At 64.2% G+C, this 16,017-nt stretch carries 15 protein-coding genes; 12 read left to right on the plus strand and 3 right to left on the minus strand.

Going from position 1 to position 16,017, the window contains the following annotated elements; translation table 11 throughout:
• Positions 1–19: 19 nt before the first annotated feature.
• Genes REH59_RS08915 through REH59_RS08925 form a run of 3 tightly spaced genes read right to left on the minus strand, consistent with a single transcriptional unit; the run spans position 20 to position 4,958 of the window.
• A complete protein-coding gene (locus REH59_RS08915; RefSeq protein WP_014860317.1) occupies positions 20–1,951 on the minus strand; it encodes an ATP-binding protein in 1,932 nt (643 codons plus the stop codon).
• Positions 1,948–2,838: an ABC transporter substrate-binding protein gene (locus REH59_RS08920; RefSeq protein WP_014860316.1), complete on the minus strand. Its 891-nt coding sequence runs from the start codon at positions 2,836–2,838 to the stop codon at positions 1,948–1,950. Before REH59_RS08920 ends, REH59_RS08915 begins: the two co-directional genes overlap by 4 nt.
• The gene (locus REH59_RS08925) at positions 2,838–4,958 is read right to left on the minus strand and encodes a TonB-dependent receptor plug domain-containing protein (protein ID WP_003251502.1); all 2,121 of its coding nucleotides are present in this window, start codon (positions 4,956–4,958) and stop codon (positions 2,838–2,840) included. The genes REH59_RS08920 and REH59_RS08925 overlap by 1 nt, the downstream gene beginning before the upstream one ends.
• A gap of 275 nt (positions 4,959–5,233) precedes the next feature.
• Between REH59_RS08925 and REH59_RS08930 the strand changes: the two genes are divergently transcribed.
• The 12 genes from REH59_RS08930 to kdpC all read left to right on the plus strand — a co-directional run bounded on the left by REH59_RS08930 (position 5,234) and on the right by kdpC (position 15,997).
• Positions 5,234–6,259 carry an NAD(P)H-dependent glycerol-3-phosphate dehydrogenase gene (locus REH59_RS08930; protein ID WP_010954935.1) on the plus strand — a complete coding sequence of 342 codons (1,026 nt, stop codon included), beginning with the start codon at positions 5,234–5,236 and terminating at the stop codon, positions 6,257–6,259.
• 36 nt (positions 6,260–6,295) lie between these two features.
• On the plus strand, positions 6,296–6,643 hold the full coding sequence (locus tag REH59_RS08935; RefSeq protein ID WP_003251499.1) for a DUF4389 domain-containing protein: 348 nt from the start codon (positions 6,296–6,298) through the stop codon (positions 6,641–6,643).
• Positions 6,640–7,098 (plus strand): phosphohistidine phosphatase SixA, encoded by a 459-nt coding sequence (sixA, locus tag REH59_RS08940; RefSeq protein ID WP_012051746.1) that lies wholly within the window; start codon positions 6,640–6,642, stop codon positions 7,096–7,098. The genes REH59_RS08935 and sixA overlap by 4 nt, the downstream gene beginning before the upstream one ends.
• Positions 7,099–7,260: 162 nt before the next feature.
• Positions 7,261–7,635: a hypothetical protein gene (locus REH59_RS08945; RefSeq protein WP_014860315.1), complete on the plus strand. Its 375-nt coding sequence runs from the start codon at positions 7,261–7,263 to the stop codon at positions 7,633–7,635.
• 92 nt (positions 7,636–7,727) lie between these two features.
• Entirely contained in the window at positions 7,728–8,516 is a 789-nt protein-coding gene (locus tag REH59_RS08950; RefSeq protein ID WP_003251493.1) for an alpha/beta fold hydrolase, read from the plus strand.
• On the plus strand, positions 8,513–9,367 hold the full coding sequence (locus tag REH59_RS08955; protein WP_014860314.1) for an alpha/beta hydrolase: 855 nt from the start codon (positions 8,513–8,515) through the stop codon (positions 9,365–9,367). Before REH59_RS08950 ends, REH59_RS08955 begins: the two co-directional genes overlap by 4 nt.
• 109 nt (positions 9,368–9,476) lie before the next feature.
• On the plus strand, positions 9,477–10,271 hold the full coding sequence (locus REH59_RS08960) for a DUF4892 domain-containing protein (protein ID WP_003251489.1): 795 nt from the start codon (positions 9,477–9,479) through the stop codon (positions 10,269–10,271).
• A 12-nt stretch (positions 10,272–10,283) separates the two neighbouring features.
• A complete protein-coding gene (locus REH59_RS08965) occupies positions 10,284–11,333 on the plus strand; it encodes an AI-2E family transporter (RefSeq protein ID WP_014860313.1) in 1,050 nt (349 codons plus the stop codon).
• Positions 11,334–11,571: 238 nt separating this feature from the next.
• Positions 11,572–11,661, plus strand: a complete 90-nt coding sequence (kdpF, locus tag REH59_RS08970; protein ID WP_003251485.1) for a K(+)-transporting ATPase subunit F — start codon at positions 11,572–11,574, stop codon at positions 11,659–11,661.
• Positions 11,662–11,670: 9 nt separating this feature from the next.
• Positions 11,671–13,365: a potassium-transporting ATPase subunit KdpA gene (kdpA, locus tag REH59_RS08975; RefSeq protein WP_014860312.1), complete on the plus strand. Its 1,695-nt coding sequence runs from the start codon at positions 11,671–11,673 to the stop codon at positions 13,363–13,365.
• A gap of 9 nt (positions 13,366–13,374) precedes the next feature.
• Positions 13,375–15,429: a potassium-transporting ATPase subunit KdpB gene (kdpB, locus tag REH59_RS08980; protein ID WP_003251482.1), complete on the plus strand. Its 2,055-nt coding sequence runs from the start codon at positions 13,375–13,377 to the stop codon at positions 15,427–15,429.
• A 10-nt stretch (positions 15,430–15,439) separates the two neighbouring features.
• Complete coding sequence (kdpC, locus tag REH59_RS08985) at positions 15,440–15,997, plus strand: potassium-transporting ATPase subunit KdpC (protein WP_003251480.1); 558 nt, start codon at positions 15,440–15,442, stop codon at positions 15,995–15,997.
• Positions 15,998–16,017: the final 20 nt, after the last annotated feature.

A 16,017-nucleotide genomic window follows, 5' to 3' on the forward strand; every position in this document is an offset into this window, starting at 1 on the left:
TGTTTAAGACTGCCGCACTTTAGCATTTATCGCCAGTCGCGGTTGTCTGACCGGGTAACCAGCGCTGCAGCACCTGCTGCAATTCGGTACGGCGCAAGGGTTTGCTCAGGTAATCGTCCATACCAGCGGCCATGCAACGTTCGCGGTCGCCCTGCAACGCGTTGGCGGTCAGGGCGATGATCGGTAGCCCAGCGCCGTTGGGCAACTGGCGGATGCGTCGGGTGGCTTCATAGCCGTCCAGGTGCGGCAGGCGGCAATCCATCAGCACGGCAGCAAAGCGCTGCTGGCCGACCCGCTCGATGGCTTCAAGGCCATCTTCTGCCGTGCATACTGCCAGCCCCAGGCTGCGCAGCATGGCTTCTACGACACTGCGGTTGACCGGATTGTCCTCCACCAGCAGTACCTGATCATTGTCCGGCACCGTCGTTTGTGCAGCCGTTGGCGGCGTCAACGGGATGGGGGCAGGGGTGGCGAGGGCCAGCGGCATCTCCAGGGTAAAGGTCGAACCCAGGCCCTCACGGCTTTCACCGCGGAGCTTGCCGCCCATGCGCTCGGCCAAGGTACGAGCGATCGACAGCCCCAGCCCGGTGCCGCCATAACGACGGGAAATCGAGCTGTCGGCCTGCTGGAAGGCGACGAACATCATTTCCAGGCGGTCGCTGTCGATGCCGATGCCGGTGTCGCGCACGCTGCAGGTCAGCCAGATCAACTGCCGGTCGAGCACCTGCCAGCGTGCGTCGACTTGCACCTGGCCACGTTCGGTGAACTTCAGGGCGTTGCCCACCAGGTTCAGCAGGATCTGGCGGATGCGCGTGGGGTCGCCGTTCACCTGCAACTGCTCGATGCCGGCCGGCAGTTGCAGGTGCAGGCCCAGGCCGCGTTGCTGGGCGCTGTGCTGGAACGACTGGACACTGTTGGTGATCAGCTCGCCGAGGTTGAAGTCGATGTGCTCCAGCTGCAGCGCGGCGCGTTCGATGCGCGAAAAATCGAGGATGTCGTTGATGACCTTGAGCAAATGCCCGGTGGACTCGCTGGCCACTGCCGTGTAATCGGCCTGTTCATTGCTCAGCGGCGTGGTTTCCAGCAGTTGCAGCATGCCCAGCACGCCATTCATCGGGGTGCGCAACTCATGGCTCATCATCGCCAGGAAATCCGATTTGGCGCGGTTGGCCTGTTCGGCCTCCTCGCGGGCCTGGATCAGTTCGGCAATGGCCTGCTTCTGTTCAGCACTGGCCTGTTCCAGGGCGCTGGCCAGGTTGTTGATGTGGCGGGCCAAGTGGCCCAGCTCGCTGTCGTCGACGACCGGCAAGGGGGTGTTGTACTCGCCTTGCTGAATCGCCTTGACCGCATGGCCCATGTCGCTGATCGGCTTGGCCAGGCTCAGGGCCAGGCGGCGTGCCAGCAAGAAGGTGAACAGCAGGGCGAACAACGCCAGGATCCCGGCCTTGATCACGATTTCCTGCTGGCGCTGACTGAAGGCGTCATCGGACATGCCGACGATCACGCGGCCCAGGTAGTCGTCACCGATGGCCGGGGTGGTGGCTTTGCCCTGTTGCAGGAAGTCGTTGTCCAGGCGGATTTGCTGCAGGCGAATGGGCGCCTGGAACACCTCGACCTGTTGCGCGCGGTTGGCACTTTCATCGGACTGCTCGACGTACACCAGGATGTGGTTGCGGCTGTCCTGCACTTCCAGAAAGCGCACGTGCGGGATGCTGAGGGTGGCACGCATCAGCCCTTCAAGCACTTCGTTGTTGCCCGAAATCACCCCATACTCCGACGCCGGTGCCAACTGGTTGGCGATCAGTTGCCCGGTGTGGTTGAGTTCCTGGCGCAGGTCCTGGATGCGTACGAAGGTAAAGAAGCTGATCAAGAGCAAGGTCAGTAGCAGGGCGGGGCCGAGACTGATGATCTGCGTGCGGGTATGAATGTCCCAGCTCAAGCGTTTGCTCATGGGGTGGGTTCTCCCTCGGCCAGGGCCTTGACGGCGGCATTCTGATCGATCGGTTCAAGACCCAGGGCCCGGGCCACCTGCTGGTTGCCACTGACCCCGTAGCGTACTGGGTACAGGCTGCGCGGCCAGCGCGTCGGCGGCTGGTCGAGCAACTGGTCGAGCACCCACAGCCAGTCGTCCTGGTCGCTGTAGGTACTGGCCAGGGCGCCGGCGCGAACGAAGCCGGCGTTCGGGCCGATCAGTGCCATCTGCCGGCCATAACTGCTCAACAGCAGGTTCTTTGCGGTCTTGGAGTTGTACAAGTCAGGGTCGTCCAGGCCCAGTAGCACATCGCTGTTGCCCAGCAGGTGCTGCAGCGGCCGGTTGTCACGCGGGTCGGACCAGTCCTGGGCCACGATTTCCAGGCCTAGCGGCCGTGCAGCATGGCGCAGTTCGTCCAGCAGAAAGCTGCTGTGCTCGCCATACAGCACGCCAACGCGCCTGGCCTGCGGCAACAAGTAGCGTGCCAGGCGCAGTTGCCGTCCCAACGGTGCGTCGCTCCACAACAGTGTGAGGAACGCGGGGCGCGACTTTCCCAGGCGCTGTTCAGCCTGTACCCGGCTGACCCGCATGACCAGCGCCGGCGGGCCGGCGGTTTCCCCCAGGCGCCATTCCAGTGCTGCGTTGTCGAGCAGGATCAGGCGTTGGTCGGCTTTGAGCTTGCCCGGGCGCGGCAGTTCGGTGGTGGTGCGAAACTGCACATGATCGTGTGGCCGGCGGCTTTCCAGTGCGGCGATGAAGCTGCGTACACCGGGCTGGTCCTCAGCCCCAACCAGCAGGACTTCGCTGGCGGACAAAGGCCCCAACGGCCACAGGCAGAGCAGCAACAGGCGCAGCAGCAGGGCCATCAGAACTCCAGCTCCGCGCTCACGCTCAGGCGGTGACGGCTGTCGTAGCGGTTCTGCAGGGCCGAGGTCGGTTCATCGTCCAGGCGCTGCTGCCACAGCGCCGCCAGCTCCAGGTTGCTGCCATACACCCGAAAACGCTTGGCCAGGCGCAGGTCCAGACGCTCGTAGCGGTACTGGTTGAGGGCATCGTCACCGTAATAGAACAGCGCGCTCGACCAGCCGGCACCCCATTCGCGCATCCACCCGGCCGAGCCGCTGTTGCGGGCGCTAAGGCGACGGTCGTCGGGGTTACTGGCCCAGGCATCGACATAGGCATAGGTCAGGCGCAGGCGGTCGCGCAGGGTGGGGCGCCAGTCCATTTGCGCCTCGCTGCCGCTGAAACGGGCCTTGTTGGCGTTGCTGGCGATGTACTGGTTGTTCCTCAGCGGCTCGCTGATCATGCCGGTGATCTCGTCGTAGAACAGCTTCACATCCAGGCTCAGGTCGATGTCGCTGAAGTAGCCGTTGTAACCCAGCTCGCGCGAGCGCATGCGCTCCTGTTCAAGGTCGCCAGGGCCACGGGTCTTGACGAAGTATTCGCCGTTTTGCAGCTTGAATGCATTAGGGGTTGGGGTCAGGTTCTTGACCGTGTAACTCCAGTTGACGTTGTTCTCGAACATGTCTGGCGAGCGCACAGCCTCGGAATACACCGCACGCAGGCCATGGCGCGGGGTGATCAGGTAGTTGATCGCCACCCGCGGGGTCAGCGAGCTGCCGGACAGGCGGGAGTCCTCGAGCATGGCGCCGCCCTGCAGGATCCAGTGCTCGTCGGCGCGCCATTCCAGCTGGCCGAACAGTCGCCAGGTCTGGTCGTCGATGCTGCCGTTGAAGTATGTCTGCGAGTCGGCACGATCATAGCGGTAGTTCATGCCGCTGAGCAGGCGCAGGCTGTCGGTCAGGCTCAGGGTGTCCTGGATTTCCAGGTCATAGCGGGTTTCGCGGGTGCTCTGGTCGACGTCGCCGCAGACCTGCTGATCTCCACCTTCCTTCCATTGCTGTTTCACCTTTTCCAGGAGCTCACTCAGGACAGGGTCGCTGGTCGAAAGTGGTGTTCCTCCAGCGATTCCGCGCGCTACTTTCTCGGCAAAATCGGGATTGATTTGCCAGATCTGAGTCAATTCGGGGCTGAATGATTGCAAGGCATCGCAAGCGCGCCAGACCTGCTGGCGGTCAAAATGCTGGGCTGAGCCCTGGATATAAAGGCTGTGTTCAGCGCTGAAGTCTTTGGTCCAGCGCAACGAGCCCGCATAGTCCTTGGCGTTGACGTCGGCATTGTTCCCGGACTCGTACTGCTGGAACACCGGCTGGTAGGTGTAGGGCCGCTGATTGCTGCCTTCCTTGGCCGCCAGTTGCCACTCCAGGGTCTGGTCGACCGCCAGGTTGTGGTTGGCGCTGAGGTTGAAGCGGGTCAGGCGGCGGCTGTCGCGGTAGTCCTGGCCGAACTGGTTCTCATCGAAGCCGTCGTCTTGTTGGCCCGACAGCGACAGGCGCATGTCGCCACCGTCCCAACCGAAGCCGTGGCTGGCATAGAAGTCGTTGATGCCGTCCTGGCCGCGCGTCACTTTCAGCCGTGTACCATGGCTGTCGGCGGGGTTGCGGGTGAGGATGTTGACCACTGCCATCAGCGCGTTGGCGCCATAGCTGACGGTGTTCGGGCCGCGGAACACCTCGATGCGCTCGATGTCCTCCATGGCCAAGGGGATGTCGCTCCAGTCCACCGTGGCCAGGCCTGCGCGGTACACCGAACGGCCATCGATCAGTACCTGCATGCGCCGTGCGTCGTTGACGTTGCTGCCGTGGTAGTTGACCGTGGGTTGATTGCCGGCACCGTAGCCGATCATCATGCCCGGTACCAGGCGCAGCAGTTCGGGGATGTCACGGGCACCGCTGGCGCGAATCAGTTCGCTGTCGAGTACGGTCATGCTGCCCGGGACAGCGGCGGGGGATTGTTTCAGGCGTGTGGCGGTCAGAACCTGTGGCAGGTCGGGGGTGTCGATGAACAGGTCGTCGGCCGCAGCCTGGCCGCCGAGCAGGGCGGTCAATAACAGCAGGCGCGGGTACGGTGGCGTGCCAGGGAACACGGAGCGGCCTTTGTTTCAGGATTGAAACAGGCATGGTAACTGACCTTGGCGTATTTTCCAGTGATCTGCAGCGGTTTTGCAGCGTGCCTGTCTTGACGCTTTCGTGGGGGCGGAAATCGAGCGCCGCCGGTGCGGCGCATCGCCAGCAAGCTCGCGCCTGCATTTGGTGCAACGTGGCCATGACAGTGTGATCTGCGTTGCTGACCTTGGCGCATGGCAGGCGAGCCGTATAATGGCGGGGTCGCCACTTAACTTTTGGCTTTAATGGATTGGATATGACTGAACAGCAACCTGTTGCGGTTCTGGGCGGCGGTAGCTTCGGCACCGCCGTGGCGAACCTGCTGGCGGAAAACGGTGTGCCGGTGCGCCAATGGATGCGCGACCCGGCGCAGGCCGAGGCCATGCGTGTGAATCGCGAGAATCCGCGCTACCTCAAGGGTATCCGCCTGCACGATGGGGTTGAGCCGGTCAACGACTTGCTGGCCACCCTGCAGGCCAGCGAGCTGATCTTCGTTGCCCTGCCATCGAGTGCCTTGCGCAGCGTGCTGGCACCGCATGCCGAGCTGCTGCGCGGCAAAGGCCTGGTCAGCCTGACCAAGGGCATCGAAGCGCAAAGCTTCAAGCTGATGAGCCAGATCCTCGAAGAAATCGCCCCCGAGGCGCGCATCGGCGTTTTGTCAGGGCCCAACCTGGCGCGCGAAATCGCCGAACATGCACTGACTGCCACAGTGGTGGCCAGTGAGCACGAAGATCTGTGCCAGCAGGTACAGGCCGTGCTGCACGGGCGTACCTTCCGCGTCTACGCCAGTGCCGACCGTTTTGGCGTCGAACTGGGCGGTGCACTGAAGAACGTCTACGCGATCATCGCCGGCATGGCTGTGGCCTTGGGGATGGGCGAGAACACCAAGAGCATGCTGATTACCCGGGCCTTGGCCGAGATGACCCGTTTCGCCGTCAGCCAGGGCGCCAACCCCATGACCTTCCTCGGCCTGGCCGGTGTCGGTGACCTGATCGTCACCTGCTCCTCGCCCAAGAGCCGCAATTATCAGGTTGGCTACGCACTGGGGCAGGGCCAAAGCCTGGAAGAGGCGGTCAACCGCCTGGGCGAAGTGGCCGAGGGGGTCAACACGCTCAAGGTGCTCAAGACCAAGGCCCAGCAAGTGCAGGTGTACATGCCGCTGGTGGCCGGCCTGCATGCCATCCTGTTCGAAGGCCGCACGCTGAACCAGGTGATCGAGCACCTGATGCGCGCCGAGCCCAAGACCGATGTCGATTTCATTTCCATCAGCGGTTTCAACTGAGCCCTTGGCGGCTCTGACACGAGCAAGGAGCAACACATGAACGATACGCCCGAACGCGCCCAGCGCGAGTCGATCATCCTGCGGGTGCTGTGGATGCTGGTGTTCCTGGTGGTCTGGCAACTGGCCGAATTGCTGTTGGGTGGCCTGGTGCTGGTACAGCTGATCTACCGACTGGTGTATGGCGCGCCCAGCGCCAGCCTGATGAACTTCGGCGACAGCCTGAGCCAGTACCTGGCACAGATTGGTCGCTTCGGCAGTTTCCACAGCGACCAGAAGCCATGGCCGTTCGCTGACTGGCCGGCCCCGCGTGCGCCGGAAGGTGAAGCCGCGCACGCCGTGGCACCGGCCGCGCATCCGGTGCGTGACGAGGAACCCAAGCTGTGAAGCTGTGGGTGCTGCGCCACGGTGAAGCTGAGCCGCGGGCCAAGACAGATGCCGAGCGCCGGTTGACGGCCCATGGTCGCGAGCAGGTGCTGCACAGTGCGGCTTACCTGATCGGGCAGCCATTGCAGGCGATTGTCGCCAGCCCTTACGTACGCGCCCAGCAGACCGCCGCACTGGTGCATGACACCCTGGGTTTCGCCGAACCGGTGCGCACCGTGCCCTGGCTGACGCCCGAGGGTGATGTACAGCAGGTCATCGGCGAAATCGAGCGCCTGGGGCTTGAGCATGTGCTGCTGGTCAGCCACCAGCCGCTGGTAGGCACCTTGGTCGGTGCGCTGGAGCACGGCCACAGGCAACAGCCGGCAGCCATGAGCACTGCCAGCCTGGCAGAACTGGAAGGGGAGTGGCCGCTGGCCGGGTTGATGACGCTTCGGGCCATCCACTCACCCGCGTGAACTTCCCATGGCTTGTGCAGGCCACTGTTTCGCTCGCGTCTGAATGCTGGCATGGGTAAAGATCGATAAGGCAACTGGCATTTTTGTCAGTTGCCGCACTTCACCACCGCTTGCTAGCGTTGCCACATGGCAAATATCAGGGAACGGCGAATGAGGGGTGAAATGCTGGAGCTGTTGCGCTCCCTGGACCTGCAACCCACCCTGGAACAGGTTGACCAAGGTACTTCGCTGGATTTCGCCCAATACAGCCTGCTGCGTGAATCGGCCGATGCCAAGCTTTACCACCTGATGCGCAAGGTGAACGACAACCCCGGGCTGGACCCTGTTGCGAGGCAACAATGCGAGCAGGACCTGCGGACGCTGCAGGAGGCCTGCCTGCGGGTCTCGCACCTGCTGCAAATCAGTTGTCTGGCCTTGCGCCGCCTGCAACTGGACTACCAGGACCAGCGTCTGGCCCGCGAGGCGCTGGAGAGCCAAGTGGCCTACATGCAGGCCTGCCTGCGTCGGTCGCTGAGCAGTTTCGACCGCTCGGCATGACCTGATCCCCCTCGCCGATGACCTTTATGGACATTGCCGAACCGCCCCGCGATGCAGACAATGGGCCATCATTCCGGTCCGGACCAGGCGCCATGTCGCAGCAGATCTTCTTCGCCCATGCCAACGGTTTCCCATCGGCCACCTACGGCAAGCTGTTTGCAGCGCTGGCGCCGGACTATCAGGTGCAGCACCTGGCCCAGCACGCGCATGACCCGCGCTTTCCCGTGGACGAAAACTGGCAAAGCCTGGTCGATGAATTGTTGCATCACCTGGCGCAGCAGGACCAGCCGGTCTGGGGCGTCGGCCATTCGCTGGGTGGCGTGTTGCACCTGCACGCGGCATTGCGCTGCCCCGAGTACTACCGGGGGCTGGTGATGCTCGACTCCCCGGTGCTCACCCGCGCTGATCAATGGCTGCTGCGTACAGCCAAACGCTTTGGTTTCATCGACCGCATCACACCGGCCGGGCGCACCCTGGGGCGTCGCGAAACGTTCAACGACCGCGATAGCGCCCGGGACTATTTCGCTGGCAAATCACTGTTCCGCCATTTCGATCCCGATTGCCTCGACGCTTATGTAGAACATGGCCTGCAGGTGGTGGAGCAAGGGCTACAGTTGCGCTTCGACCCTGCTACTGAAATCAGCATCTACCGCAGCATCCCGCATACCAGCCCCGCCCCCGCGCGCCAGTTGCAGGTGCCGCTGGCCATGGTGCGCGGCAACCGGAGCAACGTCATTCGTCGCCACCACACCTTGGCTGTGCGCAGTATGCCCAAAGGTGAATACCACAGTGTACCGGGTGGGCACATGTTCCCGCTGGAGCGCCCGGCCGACACTGCCAGCCTGATCAAGGGCCTGTTCGACCGCTGGAGCCAGGCATGAGCGCACACGTTGAGGAAATTCGTCTGAGCCTGGGCCATATCGAACTGGCTGCACACCTGTTCGGCCCCGAAGACGGGCTGCCGGTGATTGCCCTGCATGGTTGGCTGGACAATGCCAACAGCTTTGCCCGCCTGGCACCGCAACTGAAAGGTCTGCGCCTCGTCGCCCTGGACCTGGCTGGCCATGGTTATTCAGAGCACCGCCCGCTCGGCGCCGGGTATGCCCTGGCCGACTATGCCCATGACGTGCTGCGCGTGGCCGAGCAACTGGGTTGGCCGCGTTTCGCCCTGCTGGGGCATTCGCTGGGCGCGATCATTTCGGTGCAACTGGCCGGTGCATTGCCCGATCGGGTCAGTCACCTGGCGCTAATCGACGGCGTGATCCCGCCGACTGGCGCCGAGCAGGACGCAGGTGAGCGCTTAGGGATGGCACTGCAAGCCCAGTTGCGGCTGGATGGCAAGCGCAAGTCGGTGTATGCGACATTGGAAGCAGGGGTGCAAGCCCGGATGAAAGGCATGGTCGCGGTCAGCCGTGAAGCGGCCGAGCTGCTGGCCCAGCGTGGCCTGATGCCAGTGCCCGGTGGCTACAGCTGGCGCAGCGACAGCCGGCTGACCCTGCCCTCGCCGATGCGCCTGAGCGAGGCCCAGGCCATGGCCTATGTGCGGCGGGTGAGTTGCCCGGCGCTGTTGGTGGTGGCCGCCGACGGCATGCTGGCGCGCCACACCGGGTTGCTGGAGCAGCTACCCTTTGAACAGGTGACACTACCCGGCGGCCATCACCTGCACCTGAACGATGCGCAGGGCGCGGCCCTTGTTGCAGACTGTATCAATCGCTTCTTTGGCTTTGCTTGACTTGCACCGGACAAGTGTCGAGGCTTGGCGGGTTGAACAGGGAGACAACCATGCAACTGCCAGACATCCTGGAGCTTCAATTCGGCGCTGAGCGCCGCCTGGTTCGCCAATGAGCGTACCCGTTTCCATTCGCACTGCCTTGGCTGCCTGTCTGGTGCTCGCCACCCCCGTGTCGTGGGCCGGCGTCCTGCCGGTCCCGCAGGACGCCAAGGTGGTCGATCAACGCCCGGCGACGGAACAGGAGCGCGTCTACCCGATGGGCCCGCTACGCAAGATCAGTGGCCGCCTGCGGGTCGATGACAAAGTCGAAAGCCGCGGTCAGGTCAGCTCGGTAACCTACGAATTGCCTGTTGAGCGTACTGCACGCGAGGCCTTCACCAGTGCCCGCGAAGCACTTGTGCGCGACGGTGGCTACCCGTTGTTCTGGTGTCAGGGGCGTGATTGCGGTGAGGCCAGCCTGTGGGCCAATGATGTGTTCGCCAATGCCCGCCTCAACGGAGGCGACGAGCAGCAGGCGTTCATCCTGCTACGCCGCTCGGCAGACGAGGCCGACACCTTGGTCGCGCTGTACAGCGTTACCCGTGGCAACCGCCGTGCCTATCTGCATGTGGAAGAGTTCATCGCAGGCAGCCCGCTGGGCGAGCTGCTGCCAACCGCCGCCACGGTGCTGCGCGAAATGCGTGACACCGGCAAGCTCGACTACCCTGACCTTGCTGCGCCGCAAGACGCCTGGGTAAACCTGCTGGCCCGCAGCCTGAACCTTGACAGCACCTTGCGTGTCAGCCTCAGTGGCGCCCAGGCTGAGGCCTGGCGCGAGGCGCTGGTCAAGGCCGGGGTGCGCAATCGCCGTCTTGAAGTCGGCAGTGCGCCTACAGACGGCCTGCACCTTGAACTGATCCCTTGAACGAGCACCCTCATGGTTAACAATGATCGCCTGCTGGTCCAGATTCTGCTGGTGGCGTTGCTAGGTGCCGGCCTGTGGGTGATGGCACCGTTCATATCGGCATTGTTGTGGGGGGCCATCCTGGCCTTTGCCAGCTGGCCGTTGATGCGCTTCCTTACGCGCCTGCTGGGCGGTCGTGAGACGCTGGCAGCCGGCCTGCTGACCATGGCCTGGATCCTGATCGTGGCACTGCCGCTGGTGTGGCTGGGGTTCAACCTGGCCGATCACATTCGCGACGCTACGGCGTTTGTGCGTGACGTGCAGGTCGACGGCCTGCCCGATGCACCGGCCTGGTTGGGTGGCATTCCATTCGTTGGCGAGCGTCTGGTCAACGGTTGGCAATCGCTGGACCAGCAAGGCGCAGCCTTGCTTACCTCGATCAAGCCTTACTTTGGGCAGGTGGGCAACTGGTTGCTGGCGCGCAGCGCGCAGATCGGCAGCGGCGTGCTGGAACTGACCCTGAGCCTGGTGTTCGTGTTCTTCTTCTACCGCGACGGGCCACGTTTGGCGGCATTCGTGCTGCGCTTGCTGCACCGGCTGGTGGGCGAACGCGCCGAGTATTACCTGGACCTGGTAGCCGCTACCGTGCAGCGGGTGGTCAACGGGGTGATCGGCACGGCGGCCGCGCAGGCCCTGCTGGCGCTGATCGGCTTCCTGATCGCGGGGGTGCCTGGGGCGATCGTGCTGGGGTTGGTGACCTTCATGCTCAGCCTGATCCCCATGGGGCCGCCACTGGCCTGGATCCCGGCCACCGCTTGGCTGGTGTGGAAGGGCGAATACGGCATGGCGGTGTTCCTGGGCGTCTGGGGCACCTTCGTCATCAGTGGCGTGGACAACGTGCTCAAACCCTACCTGATCAGCCGTGGTGGCAACCTGCCGCTGGTGATCGTGCTGCTGGGCGTGTTCGGCGGCTTGCTTGCCTTCGGCTTCATTGGCCTGTTCATCGGGCCGACCTTGCTGGCGGTGGGCTACAGCCTCCTGCTGGACTGGAGCCGTAACGCGGCGCAGCTGCCACAACAGTAAGCCTGCGTCGGCCCTTTTGCGAGCCTGCCCGCTCCCACAGGTACCACACAGGCCGTGAAGGCTGTGCAGTGCCCGTGGGAACGGGCGAGCCCGCGAAGAGGCTGTTACAGGCAAACCACAACGCTGATCTTTACGCATTCTTTATCCCCACCCCCATCCCCCGATCTCGCCCCTTTACGCCCCTCCCTCGGACAATTTCCCCAAAGCGGCCCAAGCCGTAACACGGGGAGAACCACACATGAACATGCTCGACGGGCTGTCACTGCTGCTGGCAGTGGCATTGGCGTTTTATCTGCTGGTGGCGCTGCTGCGCGCCGATCGCAGCTAGGGAGCGGCCATGCACAGTTACGATTTCGCCTTGCTCCTGGCATTCTTTGCCATCGTGCTGCTACCAGCACCCTGGCTCGGGCGGTTCTACTTCAAGGTTATGGAAGGCCAGCGTACCTGGCTGACGCCTGTGCTGGGGCCGGTCGAGCAGGGCTGTTACCGGCTGGCGGGTGTGAACGCCAGCCAGGAGCAGAACTGGCGGCAATACACCCTGGCCCTGCTGGCGTTCAACCTGGTCGGCTTCCTGCTGCTGTTCAGCGTGCTGCTGTTGCAGGGCTACCTGCCACTCAACCCTCAGCACCTGCCTGGCCAGGAATGGTCGCTGGCGTTCAACACCGCCGTCAGTTTCGTTACCAACACCAACTGGCAGGCCTACAGCGGTGAGGCGTCGGTCAGCTACCTGAGCCAGATGCTTGGCCTGACCGTGCAGAACTTTGTCAGCCCTGCCACCGGCCTGGCCGTGCTGGTTGCCCTGTGCCGCGGTATCGCCCGGCGCAGCGCGACGACGCTGGGCAACTTCTGGGTCGACATGACCCGTGCCACCCTCTACGGCCTGCTGCCGCTGTGCTTGCTGCTGGCGCTGTTGCTGGTATGGCAGGGCGTACCGCAGACCTTTGCCGACTACGCCCACGCGCTGACCTTGCAAGGTGCCGACCAGACCATTCCGCTGGGGCCGGCCGCCAGCCAGATCGCCATCAAGCAGCTGGGTACCAATGGTGGTGGCTTCTTCGGCGTCAACTCGGCGCACCCGTTCGAAAACCCTACGGCCTGGAGCAACCTGTTCGAGGTGGCATCGATCATCCTCATTCCGGTGGCGTTGGTGTTCACCTTCGGTCACTACGTGAAGGACCTGCGTCAGAGCCGCGCCATCCTCGCCTGCATGCTTGCCCTGTTCCTGATCGGTGGCAGCACGGCGCTGTGGTCCGAGTACCAGCCGAACCCGGCCCTGGAAAGCACGCAGGTGCAGCAGACCGCCCCCCTGGAGGGCAAGGAAAGCCGCTTCGGCACCACCGGTTCGGTGCTGTGGACGGTCACCACCACCGCCGCCTCCAACGGTTCGGTCAACGCCATGCACGACAGCCTGAACCCGCTGACCGGTATGGTGGCGATGGTCAACATGATGGTCGGCGAGGTGATATTCGGCGGCGTCGGCGCGGGCCTCTACGGCATGCTGCTGTTCGTCCTAATCGCGGTGTTCCTGGCCGGGCTGATGATTGGCCGTACCCCGGAATACCTGGGCAAGAAGCTGCAGGCCCGTGAAGTGCAGCTTCTGGTGGCAACCCTGCTGGTGATGCCGGTCGGCGTGCTGGTACTTGGCGCCATCGCCGCCAGCCTGCCCGGCCCGGCCGGGGCGGTCACCAACCCGGGGGCGCATGGTTTCAGCCAGTTGCTGTACGCCTATACCTCGGGCTCGGCCAACAACGGCTCGGCCTTTGCCGGGTTTGGCGCCAACACCGTGTACCACAACCTGATGATCGGCCTGGCCATGCTCATCGGCCGCTTCGGCTACATCCTGCCGATACTGGCGTTGGCCGGCAGCCTGGCGGCGAAAAAAAGCGCGCCGCTGGGGCAGAACAGCTTCCCGACTCACGGCCCGCTGTTCACCGGCTTGCTGCTGGTGACCATCCTGCTTGTCGGTGGCCTGACCTTCCTGCCGACCCTGGCCCTTGGGCCAATCGCCGAACACCTTAGCCTGGGTTTTTGAGGACCGATCATGAACATGCCCATTCCTGAAGTGAATAGCCGGCACAATGCCAAGGACCAGACCCGCTTCGCCGCGCTGTGGCGCCCGGCGCTGGTGCAGGCGTTCGTCAAGCTCGACCCGCGTCAGCTCAAGCGCTCCCCGGTAATGCTGGTGGTGGCCCTGACCGCGGTGCTGACCACCGTGCTGTGTTTTGCCCCCGGCGGCGGCGTGAGCACCGGTGTTGCGGTGCAGATTGCCCTGTGGCTGTGGTTCACCGTGTTGTTCGCCAACTTCGCCGAGGCGTTGGCCGAAGGCCGTGGCAAGGCCCGCGCCGACAGCCTCAAGGCCGGCAGCCAGGGCCTGACCGCCCAGCGTCGTCTGCGTGATGGCAGCTACGAGACGGTAGCTGCCAGCGCGCTGCGCAAGGACGACGTGGTACGCGTGGTCGCCGGCGAAATGATCCCCGGCGACGGCGAGGTGATTGAAGGCATTGCGGCCGTCAACGAGGCCGCCATTACCGGCGAGTCCGCGCCGGTAATACGCGAATCAGGTGGCGACCGCTCGGCGGTGACCGGCAATACGCGGCTGGTCTCCGACTGGCTGCTTGTCCGCATCACCAGCAACCCGGGCGAGTCGACCCTGGACCGCATGATCGCTCTGGTTGAAGGGGCCAAGCGGCAGAAGACCCCGAACGAAATCGCCCTCGACATCCTGCTGATCGGCCTGACCCTGATTTTCCTGATCGTGGTGGTGACCTTGCAGCCGTTCGCCCACTTCGTGGGTGGCAGCCTGCCGCTGATCTTCCTGGCCGCGCTGCTGGTGACGCTGATCCCGACCACCATCGGCGGCCTGCTGTCGGCCATCGGTATCGCCGGCATGGACAGGCTGGTACGGCTGAATGTCATTGCCCGCTCGGGCCGCGCCGTCGAGGCGGCCGGGGACGTGCATACGCTGATGCTCGACAAGACCGGCACCATCACCTTCGGTAACCGCCGCTGCAGCGCACTGCATGCTGCACCGGGCATTACCGCCAAGGAGCTGGGGGAGGGCGCCTTGCTGGCCTCGCTGGCCGACGACACCGCCGAAGGCAAATCGATTGTCGAATACCTGCGCCAGTTGCACGACTTTGTCGACCCGCCTGCCGGGCAGTTCGAAGCGGTGGCGTTCAGTGCCGAGACACGCCTGTCGGGCATCGACTTCCAGCAGCACCGCTACCGCAAGGGCGCCGTCGATGCGGTGCTGGCCTTCGTCGGTATGCAACGCCTGGAAATGCCGGCGGCGCTGGCCCGTGAAGTCGAACGCATCGCGCAGAGTGGTGGCACCCCGTTGCTGGTGTGCGTCGACAAGCGCTTGCTGGGTGTGATCCACCTCAAGGACGTGGTCAAGCCTGGCATCCGCGAGCGCTTCGCCGAGCTGCGCAAGCTGGGCATCCGCACGGTGATGGTAACCGGCGACAACCCGTTGACTGCGGCCGCCATCGCCGCCGAAGCGGGGGTAGATGACGTGCTGGCCGAGGCCACGCCCGAGAAGAAGCTGGCGCGTATTCGCCAGGAGCAGAATGACGGCCGCCTGGTTGCCATGTGTGGCGACGGTGCCAACGACGCCCCGGCACTGGCCCAGGCTGACGTAGGCATGGCCATGAACGACGGCACTCAGGCTGCGCGGGAGGCCGCCAACATGGTCGACCTGGACAGCGACCCGACCAAGCTGCTGGACGTAGTCCAGGTCGGCAAGGAGCTGCTGGTCACCCGCGGTGCGTTGACAACGTTCTCCATTGCCAACGACGTGGCCAAATACTTCGCCATCCTGCCGGCGCTGTTCGCTGCCATCTACCCGCAACTGGGTGTGCTCAACCTGATGCAACTGGCCAGCCCGCAGAGCGCCATCCTGTCGGCGATCGTGTTCAACGCGCTGATCATCATCGTGCTGATCCCGCTGGCGCTGCGTGGGGTGCGCGTGCAGGCGGCCAGTGCGGCGCACCTGTTGCGGCGCAACCTGCTGATCTACGGGCTGGGTGGCATTGTGGTGCCGTTTGCCGGGATCAAGCTGATCGACCTGCTGCTCAACGCCCTGAACCTGGTCTGAGGAGGCCGCCATGACTGCTTATCTACGCCCGGCATTGAGCCTGGCTTTGTTGATGACCCTGGTGACGGGCGCCCTGTATCCGCTGGCGGTGACCGGTATTGCCCAAGTCGCTTTCCCGAACCAGGCCAACGGTAGCCTGGTACGCGATGCGCAAGGCCAGGTGCGGGGTTCGGCATTGATCGCCCAGGACTTCCAGGGCGATGGCTGGTTCCACTCGCGGCCCTCGGCAGGTGCCTACGCGACCGTGGCCAGCGGCGCCAGCAACCTGTCGCCGAGCAACCCGGCGCTGGCTGAGCGGGTAAAGGGCGATGCGGCCACGTTGTATCAGGCGCAGCAGGGGCCAGTGCCGCAGGCGCTGCTGACCACCTCGGGCAGCGGCCTGGACCCGCACTTGCCACCGGAGGCCTTGGCCTATCAGATCCCGCGGGTGGCGGCGGCACGGCAGCTGCCGGTCGAGCGCTTGCAAGCCTTGCTGGAACAGGCCACCCTCCACCCATTGATCGGCCCGCCGGTGGTCAACGTGCTGGCGTTGAACCAGGCCTTGGAAAAGCTTGCCATTGTCAGGTAATCGAAGCGCTGGCAGGAAGC

It is taken from the genome of Pseudomonas sp. BO3-4 (assembly GCF_034044115.1).
GTDB classification, from domain to species: domain Bacteria; phylum Pseudomonadota; class Gammaproteobacteria; order Pseudomonadales; family Pseudomonadaceae; genus Aquipseudomonas; species Aquipseudomonas alloputida.